The sequence below is a fragment of the Alteromonas abrolhosensis genome, assembly GCF_001953635.1.
Classification (GTDB): domain Bacteria; phylum Pseudomonadota; class Gammaproteobacteria; order Enterobacterales; family Alteromonadaceae; genus Alteromonas; species Alteromonas abrolhosensis.
On sequence record NZ_MEJH01000003.1, the window covers coordinates 993,322 to 1,009,399 of the forward strand.

The 16,078-nt window shown below is 45.6% G+C and carries 14 protein-coding genes; 8 read left to right on the forward strand and 6 right to left on the reverse strand.

Features of this window, described 5'->3' with window-relative positions; all coding sequences use genetic code 11:
• The first annotated feature begins 80 nt into the window (after positions 1 to 80).
• The 4 genes from BGK61_RS06460 to BGK61_RS19800 all read left to right on the forward strand — a co-directional run bounded on the left by BGK61_RS06460 (position 81) and on the right by BGK61_RS19800 (position 2,540).
• Positions 81 to 896 (forward strand): choice-of-anchor H family protein, encoded by an 816-nt coding sequence (locus BGK61_RS06460; RefSeq protein WP_014999428.1) that lies wholly within the window; start codon positions 81 to 83, stop codon positions 894 to 896.
• Positions 897 to 1,063: 167 nt separating this feature from the next.
• On the forward strand, positions 1,064 to 1,216 hold the full coding sequence (locus BGK61_RS19715) for a PAS domain-containing protein (RefSeq protein ID WP_234349528.1): 153 nt from the start codon (positions 1,064 to 1,066) through the stop codon (positions 1,214 to 1,216).
• 27 nt (positions 1,217 to 1,243) lie between these two features.
• Positions 1,244 to 2,290: a sensor domain-containing diguanylate cyclase gene (locus BGK61_RS19795; RefSeq protein WP_267889396.1), complete on the forward strand. Its 1,047-nt coding sequence runs from the start codon at positions 1,244 to 1,246 to the stop codon at positions 2,288 to 2,290.
• Positions 2,190 to 2,540, forward strand: coding sequence for a diguanylate cyclase (locus tag BGK61_RS19800; RefSeq protein WP_267889397.1), 351 nt, complete (start codon positions 2,190 to 2,192; stop codon positions 2,538 to 2,540). The genes BGK61_RS19795 and BGK61_RS19800 overlap by 101 nt, the downstream gene beginning before the upstream one ends.
• Positions 2,541 to 2,678: 138 nt before the next feature.
• On the opposite strand, the gene BGK61_RS06470 is transcribed toward BGK61_RS19800, so the two are convergent.
• Entirely contained in the window at positions 2,679 to 2,888 is a 210-nt protein-coding gene (locus BGK61_RS06470) for a type II toxin-antitoxin system antitoxin (RefSeq protein ID WP_014999431.1), read from the reverse strand.
• Between the two features lie 69 nt (positions 2,889 to 2,957).
• Positions 2,958 to 3,806 (reverse strand): SPFH domain-containing protein, encoded by an 849-nt coding sequence (locus BGK61_RS06475; RefSeq protein ID WP_076012631.1) that lies wholly within the window; start codon positions 3,804 to 3,806, stop codon positions 2,958 to 2,960.
• Positions 3,807 to 3,993: 187 nt separating this feature from the next.
• On the opposite strand from BGK61_RS06475, the gene BGK61_RS06480 reads away from it, so the two are divergent.
• Both BGK61_RS06480 and BGK61_RS06485 read left to right on the forward strand, forming a co-directional pair.
• Positions 3,994 to 5,277 (forward strand): ABC transporter substrate-binding protein, encoded by a 1,284-nt coding sequence (locus BGK61_RS06480; RefSeq protein ID WP_076012629.1) that lies wholly within the window; start codon positions 3,994 to 3,996, stop codon positions 5,275 to 5,277.
• Between the two features lie 54 nt (positions 5,278 to 5,331).
• Positions 5,332 to 7,998: a response regulator gene (locus BGK61_RS06485; protein WP_076012630.1), complete on the forward strand. Its 2,667-nt coding sequence runs from the start codon at positions 5,332 to 5,334 to the stop codon at positions 7,996 to 7,998.
• Positions 7,999 to 8,172: 174 nt separating this feature from the next.
• Here BGK61_RS06485 and BGK61_RS06490 read toward each other — a convergent pair whose 3' ends face one another.
• The 3 genes from BGK61_RS06490 to pepA are packed head-to-tail and all read right to left on the reverse strand — an operon-like array spanning position 8,173 to position 12,917.
• Positions 8,173 to 10,947 (reverse strand): valine--tRNA ligase, encoded by a 2,775-nt coding sequence (locus BGK61_RS06490; RefSeq protein WP_076026033.1) that lies wholly within the window; start codon positions 10,945 to 10,947, stop codon positions 8,173 to 8,175.
• Positions 10,948 to 10,982: 35 nt separating this feature from the next.
• Complete coding sequence (locus BGK61_RS06495; protein ID WP_076026034.1) at positions 10,983 to 11,405, reverse strand: DNA polymerase III subunit chi; 423 nt, start codon at positions 11,403 to 11,405, stop codon at positions 10,983 to 10,985.
• A 6-nt stretch (positions 11,406 to 11,411) separates the two neighbouring features.
• Positions 11,412 to 12,917, reverse strand: a complete 1,506-nt coding sequence (gene pepA / locus BGK61_RS06500; protein WP_076026042.1) for a leucyl aminopeptidase — start codon at positions 12,915 to 12,917, stop codon at positions 11,412 to 11,414.
• 263 nt (positions 12,918 to 13,180) lie between these two features.
• On the opposite strand from pepA, the gene lptF reads away from it, so the two are divergent.
• The gene (gene lptF, locus BGK61_RS06505; RefSeq protein WP_076012654.1) at positions 13,181 to 14,281 is read left to right on the forward strand and encodes an LPS export ABC transporter permease LptF; all 1,101 of its coding nucleotides are present in this window, start codon (positions 13,181 to 13,183) and stop codon (positions 14,279 to 14,281) included.
• Positions 14,282 to 15,343, forward strand: a complete 1,062-nt coding sequence (lptG, locus tag BGK61_RS06510) for an LPS export ABC transporter permease LptG (protein ID WP_076012655.1) — start codon at positions 14,282 to 14,284, stop codon at positions 15,341 to 15,343.
• A 100-nt stretch (positions 15,344 to 15,443) separates the two neighbouring features.
• Here lptG and BGK61_RS06515 read toward each other — a convergent pair whose 3' ends face one another.
• A complete protein-coding gene (locus BGK61_RS06515; protein WP_076012656.1) occupies positions 15,444 to 16,028 on the reverse strand; it encodes an RDD family protein in 585 nt (194 codons plus the stop codon).
• Positions 16,029 to 16,078: the final 50 nt, after the last annotated feature.

The following is a 16,078-nucleotide window of genomic DNA, read 5'->3' on the forward strand; positions in this document are numbered from 1 at the left end:
GTTAAGTTAGCCTTCAGCTTTTGTTCATCTTTTTCCGTCAACAATGACACTGTCATAATCGATTGGAAAAGGATGGACAGATGAAAAAGTTACTTTTCTCACTTACCACATATTCTGCTATTGCAACGTTACAGCTTGCGCTTATGTCACCTGTGCATGCCAGTACCGATAGTAACTCTCACGACAAAACCGTGACCTCGAACGAATACCGCTACGATAAGCCTTTTGTAGCCGCCGAATCGCTGTTGCCTAAGACCTCCGGCGCTTTAACAAACGAAGAAACAAACTCTCAATCTGCTGATGAAGATCAGTCTGATCAACCCCCCCTTACCAAGGCGGGTAAGCATCAACAGCATTTGGCCGTGAGTAAGTCCTCTAGCGATATCGTGGTTAGTAGTGTTAACGAATTCTGGATATACGAGAGCTGGGTCACGCTAGCGCATGATATCGATTACGATGGTTACCACTCTACGTTTTCGATTGAGTTTGATGCCGACACCATTTTTACTCGTGCACCGGTATACGCTGTGTTGTATTTAGGTAAAGACGGGGTTTACGAATCCATCCACGTTTCATCAGAGTTTTATATTTACTCGGAAGATTCAACAGACACTTTCACCATCGAAAGTACACTAGTGTCTGGTTATCCACCCGGTGAGTACGACATTCTTTTAGAACTTTACGATGCCGATACCGAAATGCTTGTGGCGTATACTGATGCCTATGACGATGGTGCGCTGGCCTATCTTCCACTTGAAAGTGAAAACCATGAGTACGTGGTTGAAGATACGGTAGTCATAGTAGAAGAGCATGGCGGGGCCTGGTCTTTACTTCCACTGTGCCTATTAGGTGGCATTGTACTTGTTAGACGAAGTGTTAGGCGCCAACACGGCTAACTATTTTGGAAAACTAGTCGGCCAAAAGCTGCATTCATGCGCAGCTTTTGGCTATTTTTTATACTAAAGTCTATTATATTATATAAACCTTCTTTTCCAATTAACGTTGATTCGCCAATGTACCAAGGAAAACAGTACATACTGACGCTTTCAATTGGTGTAGTGCAATGAGCATCGACAATGTTAACTTGTTCAACCTATTAGAAAATACGCAAATTGGCGTAGTCATTCACAATGCTACTGGCGCTGTAGAGTATGCCAATCCCACGGCGTTAACGCTGCTTCGATTAAGCATAAATAGACTTAAAGAGAAAAGCTAAGACGTGGACTCCTGGGAGTTCATTGACATGCAAAACAGAAAAGTCCCCTACCACAAACTTCCCATTGCCCAAGTGCTTGCCACTGGCACCGCTGTAAATAACCGGATATTGGGAACGATAAATAAGAGTACCGATAAAATAACGTGGTTTAACGTCAATGCATATCCCGAAAAGTACAAGGTGAATGGTAATTCGCCATGTTTTGTAGTGGTTTATTTCACTGATATCACAGCTAAGATTAGTGATTTTTCTTATAAAGATATTGTTCAACACTCACAAGATATGATTTTGGTAACGGAAGCTCAAAATATCGATGCCCCGCTTTTACCTAAAATTATCTATGCCAATGAAGCATTGTGTAAACATACTGAATATAGCCTTGAGGAGCTATTGGGTGAGACCCCTCGTATTTTTCAAGGTGTCCTAACCGACAAAGCCTCTACGCTGCGTATTCGGAAGGCGCTTATTGAGCAACGCCCATGTACCGAAACACTGTTAAATTATACGAAGTCTGGCACGCCTTTCTGGGTTCAAATGAACATATTCCCGCTTACCAACGAATTCGGTGAAGTTACCCATTTTGCCGCTGTTCAACGCAACGTTAGCGAAATGAAGTTCCAATCTGAACAGCTAGACAAGCGCAATTCAGAACTTAAGAAAATAAAGCAGAACTTAGAAAGCCTGGTCAACAATCGAACCAGCGAACTTCGTGCTGCTAACCATAAACTAGAGAAACTGGCATATTATGACGCGCTCACGAACATTCCAAATAGGCGTGCATTTTTAGATGCCTTTGCAAAGTCTTTGAACTTTGCGAAACGCAATGGACATGCAATGTTGATTGGCATCGCCGATGTTGATCACTTTAAAGCTATTAATGATAGCTTTGGCCACGGATTTGGCGATGACATATTAACCATCGTTGCTCAGACAATGCAGCAATTTTTTTCGTCAAGAAGATGCCATTGGCCGCATAGGTGGCGAAGAGTTTGCGTTCTGCATGGTACTAACAAGTCCAGTCTCTCCTCGCCAACTACTAGACAGATTTCGCGAGAAGGTCAGTATTCTCCATGAAACCCACCCTCCGTTGAAAGGAAGGCAAGTTACCCTTAGTTTAGGTGCGGTTTATGTAAGCGATTTAAGAGAGGCAAGCATCAAGCAACTACTTTGCGATGCAGATGAAGCCCTTTATAGAGCCAAAAATAAAGGTCGTAATACGATAGAGTGCGAATGTTATGACGATATCGATAACGAAGTGTTAGACCCCTGTGAAGATGGTGGAGCTGGCCCAGAGTCTCATTCTGAACCTCATCATGTTACGTAAAAGCGAATATTGATTCATGGTAACGCTACATGAGCATTTGGTTCGCATCGGCTCACTATTAATAACATAAATCATAAACTTACCAGCTCAAAATCGATTTAGTTGGACAGCATCGATTTGGCTGGTCAGCCACACTGCTCAGTTTTCTTCCCCATCGGGCGGCTCAATATCTTCAACCTCTACAATCACTTTTTCTACCAGCTTCACTCTTCCTTGCTTCACTAGCGCTTGTCGTAATACATACTCAATCTGCGCGTTAACGCTGCGCAAGTCATCGGCAGCCCATCGTTCCATGGCGGCAAGTACATTTTCATTTATCCTGAGTGGATACGCTTTTTTCTTTGCCAAAATAACAAACCTTATGTGCCGCAGTACATCACGCGGCACCACATTTTCAAACTTATGTTAAAAACCGAACTAATAGATTGTACCTGCATTAATAACGGGCTGCGTCGACTTATCGCCACAAAGCACAACCAAAAGGTTACTTATCATGGCGGCTTTGCGCTCCTCGTCCAATTCCACCACACCTTTTTCGTTTAAACGATGAAGCGCCATTTCCACAGTACCCACCGCACCGTCGACGATTTGTTTGCGCGCAGCAACAATGGCCGATGCTTGTTGGCGTTGTAACATCGCACTTGCTATTTCTTGCGCATACGCAAGGTGACTAATACGAGATTCCAAAATTGTGATCCCCGCTTTCGCTAGGCGCTCCTGTATCTCTTCTTGTAAGCGTTGAGAAATTTCTACCGGGTGGCTGCGAAGCGCCACTTCCGCTTGCTCGTCGTCTCTCGGGTCGTATGGAAAGCTACTTGCCATATTACGAATAGCAGATTCACTTTGTATGCGAACAAAGCTTTCATAGTCGTCTACGTCAAACATTGCTTCGGCAGTATCGGTAACTTTCCAAACTACGATAGAAGCGATTTCGATGGGGTTCCCTTGATTGTCGTTTACCTTGATTCTGGCGCTTTCGAAATTTCTAATACGCAAAGAAATATTCGCTCTACGGAATAACGGAATTGTCCAGCGCAAGCCTACGTCAGAAACCGTACCTACATAGCTTCCAAAAAACGTCATGACCTTGGCTTGGTTGGGTTGCACTATGAAATAGCCCAACCATAAACTTCCCACTAATGCACTTAGGATGACTCCCACTTCGGGATTGCCTGAGACTGCAAAGAAGAACGTTGCAACCTGTGCGACTAACAAAACACAAATCATCAAATAGCCGTTTACCGAAAACCCTTTCTTTTCTTTCATACCACTCACCTTTGATATCATTTTGATATCTTTATAATACAAAAAGTAGCCGTTAGCGAATTTTGATGTGTTACCAAATATGTCAGGCAGCTTTACTATTTTTAACTCGTGGGTAACATTTTTTGGTAACTCTATGAAATAGATGCCAGAATGAAGGAAGGTCATCGTTTATTACGGACGTACGTTAATGCCTTCAAACACTGATAAAAAAGTTGCTTCATCTAAGCTGCGCCGCACCTTATTGAAAGGTGGCCTCGCTTTTGGCCTAACCGCAGGCGTTACCCCTTTTTCAATAGGAAAAGAGAAGCCAACACTGCGCGTTTTGGGTACCCATGTAACGCTACAAGAAGCCATTCGGCAGCGAGCCATGGAAGACTTAGGCATTAATATAGAATTCGAAGCAGGTGGCAGCGCAACCGTTCTTCAAAAAGCATCGATGAACCCCGCATCTTTTGATCTATACGAACAGTGGTCCAATAGCATAAACGTACTGTGGCGAGCGCATGCAATTCAGCCCATTGAAAAAAAGCGACTTCTGTATTGGGAAGAAATAAACGATTTAAGTAAAACTGGAAAGCTGACCAAGAATGCACGAATGGGCGCTGGCGATGCGCCTCATAAAATCATTAATGTGCAAGACGATGGTACACTCGGTGCTAACCATACCGACACCATTAGTTTTTTACCCTACGTGCATAATGTCGACTCTTTCGGCTATGACAAGACAAAACTTCCCCAAGAGTTGAAAGGACAAGAAGAAAGCTGGGGCTGGCTTTTGGACAGTCGCTATTCAGGACAAGTGGGTATAGTCAACGACCCCACAATCGGCCTATTCGACCTAGCACTTGCCGCCCAAGCCAAAGGTTTCATTCAATTTCAAGACATTGGGGCCATGACAGAGTATGAACTTGATGATCTGTTTAGCTTGCTCATCGAGTTGACTCAACTCAATCATTTTAATGGGTTTTGGAACTCAGTTCCCGAATCAGTCGAGTTTATGAAAAGCGGTCGAGTTGCTATTGAAAGTATGTTCTCACCAGCAGTCTCTTCGTTAAACGGTCAAGACATTCCGGTTACTTTTGCAGCCCCTAAAGAAGGCTATCGTGGCTGGCACGGCGTTATGTGCCTTTCATCAGCATCACAGGGCAGAATGAAAGACGTGGCTTATGAATATATGAATTGGTGGCTGTCAGGATGGCCTGGCGCATTTATTGCCAGACAAGGCTATTATATTTCTAACCCTAAACGTTCAGCTCAGTATCTCTCAGACGCCGAATGGAATTACTGGTACAAAGGGCAAGTAGCATCAGAGCCGCTTAAAGGCCCCGATGGAAATATAAGTGTAAGGAAAGGAGCCCAGCGAACCGGTGGCAGTTACGAAGAGCGTTTTAGTAATGTTGCTGTATGGAATACTGTTATGCCAACCTATGAGTACAGTTTGCAAAAGTGGTACGAATTCATTACCGCATGATTTTCGTTAGGTAAAACCCCATCACGTTAATGGAATAAGGCTTTTTAAGTTAACATGTTATCGTCAATTCGAATTCAGCTGATCACTGTGCTACTCGCGCTCATTGCGCTCATACTGGCGCAGGGGTTTATTGCCAGAGAAAACCAAGAAGTATTAAATAAGGGGATCTCGTCGGCCTCAAAAGCCGTGGTGGATGTTGCGCTAGTAAAAGAGCTTGAACGAGATGTTGTAGACTTACAGCGCAACGTGCTCATCTTTAAAGAAAATGCCAGTAAGTCAGCCATTACACGCTTTAGTCGGCTCATGGTGACCATTAATACCAAACTCGACAAGTTGGCTTTAGTTGATGAAGGTAGCAAGGAACAAGACGACAGCTATATCCTTACCAGAATGAAGGAGCATCTCAACGCTTATCAGGAAAATTTCACCCAGGTAGTCGATGCGCGTGCTCAAAGAGACAACCTTCTTGCAAGAGGCACTCTATCTGAAATTACTTTACTGGAAAAAATACTGAGTGACGCAAAAGCTAGCGGAGACATATCAAGCGAATCTGAAGAACAAGCAAAAACACTTCTTATCCGCGCCGAAAATGCCATGTTGAAATACCTGATGAAACCCGACATGAGTTTTATACGGACATTTAATGAAGCCGCTGACTCATTAAGAAATTTAACGTTGACGCGAAACACGGCTCTGCAAGAGAAAATCGAGCGATTGTCGGAAAAGATTAAAGCCGATTTCGTTAAACTGACGCAGATAATTCAAGGCAATCTATTCTTGGTCAACGTCGTAATGGCAGGCTCCGCTAACGAGTTTCTGTATTTAAGCGGAGAGTTAGCTAAAAAGGTAACCACAGACTCTGAGATAGCAACTCAACGTACTTATACTCTTGCAGAAAGCACCCAACGTAACGGTGAACTATTTTCCTTAGTTGCCATATTGCTCGCGCTTTCAGCAGCCTTATTTACCATGTTTCGTATTTTAGGGCCTATTCGCTCCATTACAGAAGTGTTCAATAAGCTTGCTCAAGGTGTGCAAATTTCTAATATTCCGGGCAGCAGTCGCAAAGATGAGATAGGCAAGCTGGCAAAAGCCGCCCTTGTTTTTAGTGACAAAAACCGCGAAACAGAAAAACTGCTTGAGGAAGCAAGAACCATGAACTCTCAACTTGAGAGTTTAAACAAAGCGATTACTGAAGCGAAAATCAAAGCGGAGCAGGCAACTGCTTCAAAGAGTATGTTTTTAGCCAATATGAGTCACGAAATCCGCACGCCAATGAATGGCATTATCGGGCTAATAGAATTGGCTCAGCAGCGAGAACTATCCACTACTGTTAGGGGCTATCTAGACAAAGCTGCGTATTCAGGACAAATATTACTTAGTGTTATCAACGATATCCTCGACTTTTCTAAAATCGAAGCGGGAAAACTGAAAATTGAAGAGGTGAGCTTTTCTCTGCACTCGCTGTTCGACAACCTTATTGCTGTGATTGCATTACGTGCAAAAGAAAAGAACTTATCGGTTCACTTTACGGTTAACCCTGCCATACCTCCACAAGTTATTGGCGACCCGTTGCGCATTGCCCAAATCATTATGAACATAGGTAACAACGCAGTTAAATTCACCGAACAAGGCCGCATAGAGATAGAGTTTGATGGCACCTTGAATGAAAAAGGTAATGTGTTAAACCTCACCATGCGAATTACCGATTCTGGTATAGGTATGAGCGCGGCACAGCTAGACAAAATATTTAAACCCTTTACCCAAGCGGATGGTTCTACCAATAGAAAGTACGGCGGCACCGGCTTAGGCCTTGCTATTGTGAGCCAGCTAACTGAGCTTATGAAGGGTCGTCTTAATGCCACGTCTACCATGGGTAAAGGTAGTACGTTTGAAGTTGAGCTACCGCTTAAGGCATTTAAAAATCAACCAGGCGTGCTTGAACAAACGCCTCAGCTACCTGTTGATAGCCTGTATGTTACTGAAACGGCGTTGCTCCCTGAAGCGTATTGCAATCAAATCCAACTGTCCACTAAGTCAACGCTATCCATCGAAGATGCGAAAGCTGCAAGTGCCTTACCTGAACATATTATTGTAGATATACACGAATTCAGTGAATTTAGACAAAACATAAGCTGGTTAAATACCTTATTGGAAAATGGGAAGTCAGTGGGGTTAGTGATAGAAAGTGCAGGAAGTGCACTGCAGGCTAAGTACGATTCACTGTGGAAAGGCCCGCTAATAATGCATCCTTTTACACCGGCGCAATTCGAGCGTTTTGTTCATCAGGTTATTTCAAAAGACGCCAACTATGAAGGCCACCATTTTAGTGACGACTTAGAAGAAACTTCGCTAGAAGGCCACGTACTGTTAGTAGAAGACAACAACATTAATCAGCTGGTCACCGGTGAAATGCTTACTAACCTGGGGCTTACTTTTGATATCGCAGAAGACGGCAAGCAAGCCGTACAAAAAGTAGAGAACGCCCCTCAGTACGATTTAATTTTAATGGACGTGCAAATGCCGGTTATGGACGGATATGAAGCTACCAAACAACTTCGCGAGAAAGGCTTTACCGGCGTGCCAATTATTGGACTATCAGCCAATGCCATGAAAGAAGATAAACAAAGCGCGATAGACGCTGGTATGAATGATTATTTGACCAAACCTATTAAGCAAAAGTCGCTGATAAGTATGCTCAGAGAGTATTTAGGCAAGTAATATTAACCAGCCTGTATTCTAGAGCACATAGTTTTTGGATACGTGATAGCCGAGCCTGCTTTTATCTTATATTTAAACTGCCAACAAAAAAGGGTTACCTATTGGTAACCCTTTTACTATTCGCTCGCTTGACTGCTCGTTGTACGGGCAATCAATGAGCAATTACATTGAGCCTTACAGCGCTTTAATGGTCTCGAACTGCTCTTTAAGTTTTGCTAGGGCCTTTTCACCCTCGTCTAACTTAGCGCGTTCCTTTTCAATTACCGCGTCTGGCGCATTGCTTACGAACTTCTCGTTACCCAATTTGCCGCGAGTACGAGATACATCTTTCTCGATTTTCTCCATGGCTTTAGTAATACGAGCAAGCTCGGCGTCTTTGTCGATAAGCCCTGCCATTGGGATAAGAATTTCCATCTCGCCCACAAGCGCTGTCGCGCTGGCTGGCGCTTCTTCACCGTCTTTCAAAATAGTTACGGTTTCAAGCTTAGAAAGCTTATCAAGGAATGCCTTAGCCGCATCAAGACGACGCGCGTCTTCGTCGCTTACGTTTTTAAGTAGCGCATTAAGTGGTTTGTTTGGCGAGATATCCATTTCACCACGGATATTACGAATACCCACGATAAACTTCTTCACCCACTCGATATCAGCAAGCACTTTGTCGTCTTGCTTCGCTGCATCAACTTCAGGGAATGCCTGAACCATAATGCTTGCGCCCTCTTCCACTTTAAGTGCACTTAGTGGCACAACGCGCTGCCAAATAGTGTCGGTAATAAATGGCATAAGCGGGTGCAACAAGCGAAGCAGGCTTTCAAGTACGTTAATAAGCGTATGACGCGTACCGCGCTTTTCAGCTTCGGTGCTGGCGTCATTGTTAAGCACAGGCTTAGTAAGCTCTAGATACCAGTCGCAGAACTGGTTCCAGGTGAACTCGTAAACGGTTTGCGCAGCAATGTCGAAACGGTAGTCTTCAAGCGCTTTTTCAAATTCAACCAGCGTTTGTTGGAACTTAGCCCAAATCCAGCGATCGGCCATGCTAAGTACCATTTCGCCGCCGTCACGACCTGTATCGTGTTCTTCTGTGTTCATCAATACGAAACGCGATGCATTCCAAATTTTGTTACAGAAGTTGCGGTAGCCTTCAACGCGGGCCATATCAAAGTTGATATCGCGGCTGGTTGACGCCATAGCTGCAAAGGTAAAGCGCAATGCGTCTGTACCGTAGGCCTGAATACCATCAGGGAACTGTTTACGGGTACGCTTGGCAATCTTTTCAGCAAGCTGAGGCTGCATCATGCCCGCAGTGCGTTTAGTGACTAGCGACTCAATATCAATACCGTCAATCAAGTCGATTGGGTCAAGCACGTTGCCCTTCGACTTTGACATTTTATCGCCATTCTCATCACGGATAAGACCAGTAATGTAGATATCTTTAAACGGAATTTTGCCCGTGAATTTCTTGGTCATCATGATCATTCTGGCAACCCAGAAAAAGATGATGTCAAAGCCGGTTACTAGCACTGAAGACGGCACAAAGGTTTCTAGATCTGCCGTTTCTTCTGGCCAACCCATGGTGGCGAACGGCCATAGTGCACTTGAGAACCAGGTATCTAGTACATCGTCGTCCTGTGAAAGCGTTACGTCACTGCCAAGGCCGTGTTTTTCACGCACTTCTTCTTCGGTGCGGCCAACAAAAACGTTGCCGTTTTCGTCGTACCACGCCGGAATGCGGTGTCCCCACCACAGCTGACGCGAAATACACCAGTCTTGAATGTTGTGCATCCACTGGTAGTAAGTCTTGTTCCAGTTCTCTGGCACAAAGCGAATTTCGCCGCTTTCAACCGCTTCAATCGCAGGTTTAGCAAGAGACTCAACGGCTACATACCACTGGTCAGTTAGGTATGGTTCGATAACTGCGCCAGTTCTGTCGCCACGTGGCACTTTAAGCTTGTGCGGCTCAATCTTAACCAATGCGCCTTGTGCGTCTAAATCAGCAACAATTTGCTTACGGGCGTCGAAGCGATCTAAACCGCGATACGCTTCTGGCGCATCATCATTAATTTTCGCATCGTCGGTAAGAATGTTGATCATAGGCAAGTTATGACGCTTACCCATATCGTAGTCGTTGAAGTCGTGAGCAGGCGTAATTTTAACGCAGCCTGTACCGAATTCTTGATCTACATAGTCATCGGCGATAACTGGAATTAAACGGCCAGTAATTGGCAACTTAATTTCTTTGCCGATAAAGCCTTGGTAACGCTCGTCATCTGGGTGTACCGCAACGGCGGTATCACCTAGCATGGTTTCAGGGCGCGTTGTCGCAACCACGAGCTCACCGCTACCATCTGCAAGTGGGTAGCGCATGTGCCACATGTGGCCGTCTTCTTCTTCGTTCAGTACTTCAAGATCAGATACTGCAGTGTGAAGCACTGGATCCCAGTTAACCAAACGCTTACCACGGTAAATAAGGCCTTCTTCGTGTAGTTTAACGAACACTTCCGTTACGGCTTTAGACAGGTCTTCGTCCATGGTGAACACTTCGCGAGACCAGTCAGGTGACGTACCTAAACGGCGCATTTGACCGGTGATCGTACCGCCACTGTGCTCTTTCCATTCCCACACTTTTTTGATGAAGTCTTCGCGACCTAAATCGTGGCGCGTCTTGCCTTGTGCATTAAGTTGGCGCTCTACCACCATTTGGGTAGCAATACCTGCGTGGTCTGTACCCACTTGCCATAGCGTATTGTCGCCCTTCATGCGGTGATAACGGGTTAAGGCGTCCATAATGGTTTGCTGGAAACCATGGCCCATGTGAAGGCTACCGGTAACGTTTGGTGGCGGAAGCAAAATACAATAAGGGTCGCCGCTACCTGAAGCTTTAAATAAACCCGCCTCTTCCCATGACTTGTAGCATTGCTGCTCGATGGACTGCGGTTCGAAGGTTTTATCCATTACACACTCTCAAATTGAAGCTAAACGCGAATGACTTATGCAGATTTGAACTGCATGTTGCATCCAGCTTGCTGATAGTTTTTGTATCTTACCCGCGCGGCCTGTTTGGCGTTCTCGTCCACGGGTACAAAATCGATGATTTGACGATGCTGGTTGGGTGAAGGCACCATACCGGAACCCACATTAACCACCATTTGTCGTCTGGCTACCTGCTCTGGCCGCCAGCAAATTTCCACCGGCGTTCCCGATTGTGGCCCTTCACCATAAAGGTTATGAGGCACAAAGCGGTCGGCCGGCAGCTGCCATAACAATTCATCAACTTCTTCAGCTTGCGACTGTGTGTCACACAGAACGCTAATTTTCTGCTTATTAGCAAACGCTGAAGCAATGACTTCACTGGCGCGACCTGCCACGCCATTGTCACTGCTGGTAAGTTGATAAAATATCACTTGCGGCATGAATGATTAGTCCTCTAACTTGATATCAGCGCGGTTCATTAAGAACTGAGACAGCATAGGCACTGGACGGCCTGTTGCACCTTTGTTCTTACCACTGCGCCATGCCGTACCGGCAATATCAAGGTGAGCCCAGTTGTACTTCTTAGTGAAGCGCGACAAGAAACAACCTGCGGTGATTGAGCCTGCTGGGCGACCACCTAGGTTCGTCATGTCGGCAAACGGGCTTTCAAGCTGCTCTTGGTAATCGTCCCATAGCGGTAAGCGCCATGCGCGATCTGAGCTTTGCTCTGACGCATTCAGTAGTTCGTGTGCAAGCGGATTATGCGTACTCATCACAGCGGTTGCATGGTGACCAAGTGCGATAATCGCTGCGCCAGTTAACGTGGCTACGTCAATCACTAGCTCTGGCTCAAAACGCTCTACGTAAGTTAGCGCGTCACACAATACCAAACGGCCTTCCGCATCAGTATTTAGCACTCCAACGGTTTGACCTGACATGGTAGTTAGAATGTCACCCGGACGATACGCTTTGCCATCTGGCATGTTTTCACAGCCTGCCAATACACCAATAACGTTAATTGGCAGATTCAGCGCTGCTATAGTGTGCATAGTACCCAGTACGCCTGCAGCACCACCCATGTCGTACTTCATCTCATCCATGGCTTCGCCTGGCTTAATTGAAATACCGCCTGAATCGAAAGTAAGACCTTTACCTACAAGCACAATTGGCGCTTGATCAGCTGGACCACCGCGGTGATGCATAATACTCATCATGCTTTCGTTGTCTGAACCACGGCCAACAGCCAAATAAGCTTGCATACCAAGCTCAGCCATTTGGGTTTCATCAACGACTTCAGCCGTTACGCTGTCGTACTGGCTGGCAAGCTCTTGCGCCTGCTGCCACAGATATGCTGGGTTACAGATGTTTGGCGGCATGTTAGCCACGTCTTTGGTCACTTTCGCGCCGCGAGCAACCGCTAAACCGTGCTCAACTGCACGCTCACCCACCGTAAGTTCACGGCGTGTAGGTACGTTAAATACAATTTTACGCAGCGGACGACGAGGCTCGCCTTTCTTGGTTTTAAGCTGCATAAAGGTGTAAAGCGTGTCTTCAGTTGCTTCTACTGCCTGACGTACTTTCCAATACGTGTCACGACCTTTAACGTGAAGTTCGGTAAGGAAACATACCGCTTCCATTGAGCCTGTTTCATTCAATGTTTGAATGGTCTTGGCGATAATGTTTTTGTACTGACGCTCATCAAGTTCGCGTTCTTTACCACAACCGACTAGAAGCACGCGCTCGCTTAGTACATTTGGCACGTTGTGTAGCAACAACATTTGGCCGGCTTTACCTTCAAGGTCGCCACGGCGTAACAAGTTGCTGATATAACCTTCACTGATTTCGTCTAGTTGTTCAGCCACCGCCGTTAGGCGACGCGGCTCGAAGACGCCCACAACAATACATGCACTGCGTTGTTTTTCAGGACTGCCACTTTTTACACTAAACTCCACGATATCACCTCGCTTTTCGTCGTTTATGGTTTGCACGATGACTAAAATCACGTAACGTTTCGCGCTGCTTTATGTTTTAATACGCAGCATAACTTTTTAGTTCGCTGCAATTCTCGCTTACAGACCTATTGAATATAGGTTAAATTTGCGTCAAAACACCATGCAAACGGTTTATGATTGCAGGCAAAACTTGTAAAAACGGTAAGTTTAAACAAAATTGTGCTTTCTTTCACTAAAATTCCTAATTTTCCGGAAGGGCTGAGATGCTGATATTCCGCTATTTACTTAAGGAAACGCTGAAATCTCAGTTGGCGATTTTCTTTATCCTAATGGCAATTTTTGTCACCTTGCGATTTGTGCGCGTTTTAGGCGATGCATCCGATGGTGATATTCCCGCTGGGCTGGTGCTTGGCTTCTTAGGTTTATATGCCCCTATTCTCTCTTCATTGGTGCTACCCATCAGTGCTTATCTGGGTATTATGCTGGCGCACGGCAGGCTGTATGTAGACAGCGAAATGACCGTAATGCGAGCCTGTGGTATCAGTGAATGGTATGTAACGCGGGTAATGCTGTTTTTGTCTGTACTTATCATGATAGTCACAGGCGCAATTACCCTTTACTTCGCGCCATTGGCTGCTGAAAACGAATACCAGTTGCGGGAAAAAGCCCGCAACGAAGCTGGGCTTTCTGCTCTAATGCCAGGCAGATTCCAGCAAACGGGCAATGAAAAAGCCGTTATTTTTGTTCACGATGTAGACAATAACGATAAACTACAACGTGTATTTTTGTCACAAAATCAAACAGACGATAGCGAAGGCGACGTGCGCGTTGTGTATGCGCAAACTGGTGAAGTGGCAAATAACCCTGACGGCACGCGAAACCTTGTACTGAAAGAAGGGGTACAGTACGAAGGAAAGCAATCTGAAAAGGCTTTCCGCAAAGTAGAATTTGACGAATACCAAATTCAGATTGCCGATAAACCTGCCGACGAAACTCGTCGTAAGGTAAGCGTACTGCCTACTAACGAACTGTGGGAAGACGACAGTATTGAAGCCAGAGCCGAGCTTCAGTGGCGTATTGCCATACCGCTTTCCATTCCGTTTTTAGTACTAATTGCTGTGCCGCTAAGCGCAGTCGACCCGCGTCAGGGGCGCTTTGGTAAAATGTTCCCTGCCATCCTGCTTTACTTGGGGTACTTCTTGCTGCTACTCGCCAGTAGACGGGTGTTAGAAGACGGCAAAATGCCACCTCAGCTTGGCTTATGGTGGGTGCATACCATCATGCTGATTATTGGTGTCATGTTGATTGTGCGAGACAGAAAAACCGGCACAGAGCTGCGCGCCTGGATATTGGGGAAAAAGTAGATGTTTAAGATCCTCGATTTATATATCGCCCGTACGCTGTTAGGCACTATTACCGTTACGCTTAGTGTACTTATTGGCTTAAGCGCGCTTATTAAATTTGTAGAACAGCTGCGAAAAATTGGCGAAGGCGACTATGACATGCTGGTCGCTTTTATCTACGTATTACTAAGCTTGCCTCGCGACTTAGAGCAGTTCTTCCCTATGGCGACGCTTTTAGGTGGTCTTATCGGTATGGGTGTTCTGGCTAGCAATAGTGAACTGGTAGTAATGCAAGCCGCAGGTATGAGCCGTTGGAACATCATAAACTCTGCCATGAAGTCGACCCTTGTGATGATCCTATTAGTAATGGCCGTTGGCGAGTGGGTAACTCCTTACAGTGAAACCAAGGCAAAGCAGATAAGAACCGAAGCGATTTCAGGCGGTAGTTTATTTTCCTCTGACAAACTGGTGTGGGCTAAAGATGGTGATCGGTTTGTTAGCATTGGTCAGGTGTTAAGCCAAGACTCACTTAAAGACGTGAGCATATTTAGCTTCAAACCCGATCTTTCGCTAGAAAGTATCACCCACGCGAAAAATGGAGCGTTCGACGGAGACGGTTGGTGGTTAAGCGATGTTGAAGTAACTGAATTTACCGAAACAAAAGTTACAGTGGAAGAAAACAATCGCATGCGCTGGAACTCAACGCTGACGCCTGACAAATTAGGAATTGTGGCAGTTAAGCCGGAAGCTTTATCTATTACTGGGCTGCTGGATTACGTGAACTACCTAGAAAATAACGACCAAGACCCATCTCGTTACCAACTCGCCTTGTGGCGCAAAGTATTCCAACCTATTTCGGTAGGGGTAATGCTGTTAATGGCATTGTCATTCATCTTTGGCCCACTACGTAGCGTTACCATGGGCGCACGCGTGATCATGGGCGTACTGACAGGCTTCGGTTTCTTTATTCTTAACGAAGTATTTGGGCCAGTGAGTTTAGTCTATCAGCTGCCACCATTCCTTGGCGCCTTGCTACCTAGCTTACTGTTTGCGGCCATTGCAGGGGTAATGTTGAGGCGCTGATCAAGCTAACACATTCGTCTAATTCAACAGTCAAAACTAATAAAAAGAGGCCTTGCAGCCTCTTTTTATTTGCGATTTTTTAGCGCCTTACAAAGCACGTTTACCAGCTCTTGTGGTCGTTCGCTTCTTTGGTCAACTTCAACACTTCGGTCTTTGCCAATCGGTCTTGCAATGATTGTTTATTCTTAAAATCAAACAAAACAAGTAAGGTGCCTAGACCACCCAACGATGCTATTAGGCGAATGAACAAGCGCGGCCAGGTCATTGGTTCTTCAACCGTGCTATATATTCGCAAACGCCATGCACGCATGCCTAGGGTTTGCCCGCCCCTGCGCCAGAACCACAAGAAAAACCCAGCTATCCACAAGCCTACCCAAGTTTGAATAAGCAGTTTATAACCAAAAGAAGCCTGGATAAGATCGGCAGGTTCAGCATAACCTTGTAGGTCAAGCGCGCCATGTTTCAGCATAACCACCAGCGTTACTATCATCACCATGGCCGCGCACATCCCAACGGCAGTAGCCACTAACGTATCGTAAATCATGGCCAATAAACGTCGTACAAACCCCGCTCGCTCAAGTGATGAACTGCCTGATTCTGAGTTGGGCGTGTTTTTATCATCCTTCGTTTTTAGAGGATTTGATGATGGGGACTTCTTCTTGGCTTTTTTGTCGTGTCTCGCCACGGGCTTCTCTTCGCTTCATTAACAACAACGTTTATTTTGACACAAGCGCC

What these genes read in the sequence shown, in the direction of transcription:
- BGK61_RS06460 (WP_014999428.1), top strand. Translation starts at nt 81, where the DNA reads ATGAAAAAGTTACTTTTCTCACTTACCACATATTCTGCTATTGCAACG.
- BGK61_RS19715 (WP_234349528.1), top strand. Translation starts at nt 1,064, where the DNA reads ATGAGCATCGACAATGTTAACTTGTTCAACCTATTAGAAAATACGCAA.
- BGK61_RS19795 (WP_267889396.1), top strand. Translation starts at nt 1,244, where the DNA reads ATGCAAAACAGAAAAGTCCCCTACCACAAACTTCCCATTGCCCAAGTG.
- BGK61_RS06475 (WP_076012631.1), bottom strand. Translation starts at nt 3,806, where the DNA reads ATGAAAGAAAAGAAAGGGTTTTCGGTAAACGGCTATTTGATGATTTGT.
- BGK61_RS06480 (WP_076012629.1), top strand. Translation starts at nt 3,994, where the DNA reads ATGCCTTCAAACACTGATAAAAAAGTTGCTTCATCTAAGCTGCGCCGC.
- BGK61_RS06485 (WP_076012630.1), top strand. Translation starts at nt 5,332, where the DNA reads ATGTTATCGTCAATTCGAATTCAGCTGATCACTGTGCTACTCGCGCTC.
- BGK61_RS06490 (WP_076026033.1), bottom strand. Translation starts at nt 10,947, where the DNA reads ATGGATAAAACCTTCGAACCGCAGTCCATCGAGCAGCAATGCTACAAG.
- BGK61_RS06495 (WP_076026034.1), bottom strand. Translation starts at nt 11,405, where the DNA reads ATGCCGCAAGTGATATTTTATCAACTTACCAGCAGTGACAATGGCGTG.
- lptF (WP_076012654.1), top strand. Translation starts at nt 13,181, where the DNA reads ATGCTGATATTCCGCTATTTACTTAAGGAAACGCTGAAATCTCAGTTG.
- lptG (WP_076012655.1), top strand. Translation starts at nt 14,282, where the DNA reads ATGTTTAAGATCCTCGATTTATATATCGCCCGTACGCTGTTAGGCACT.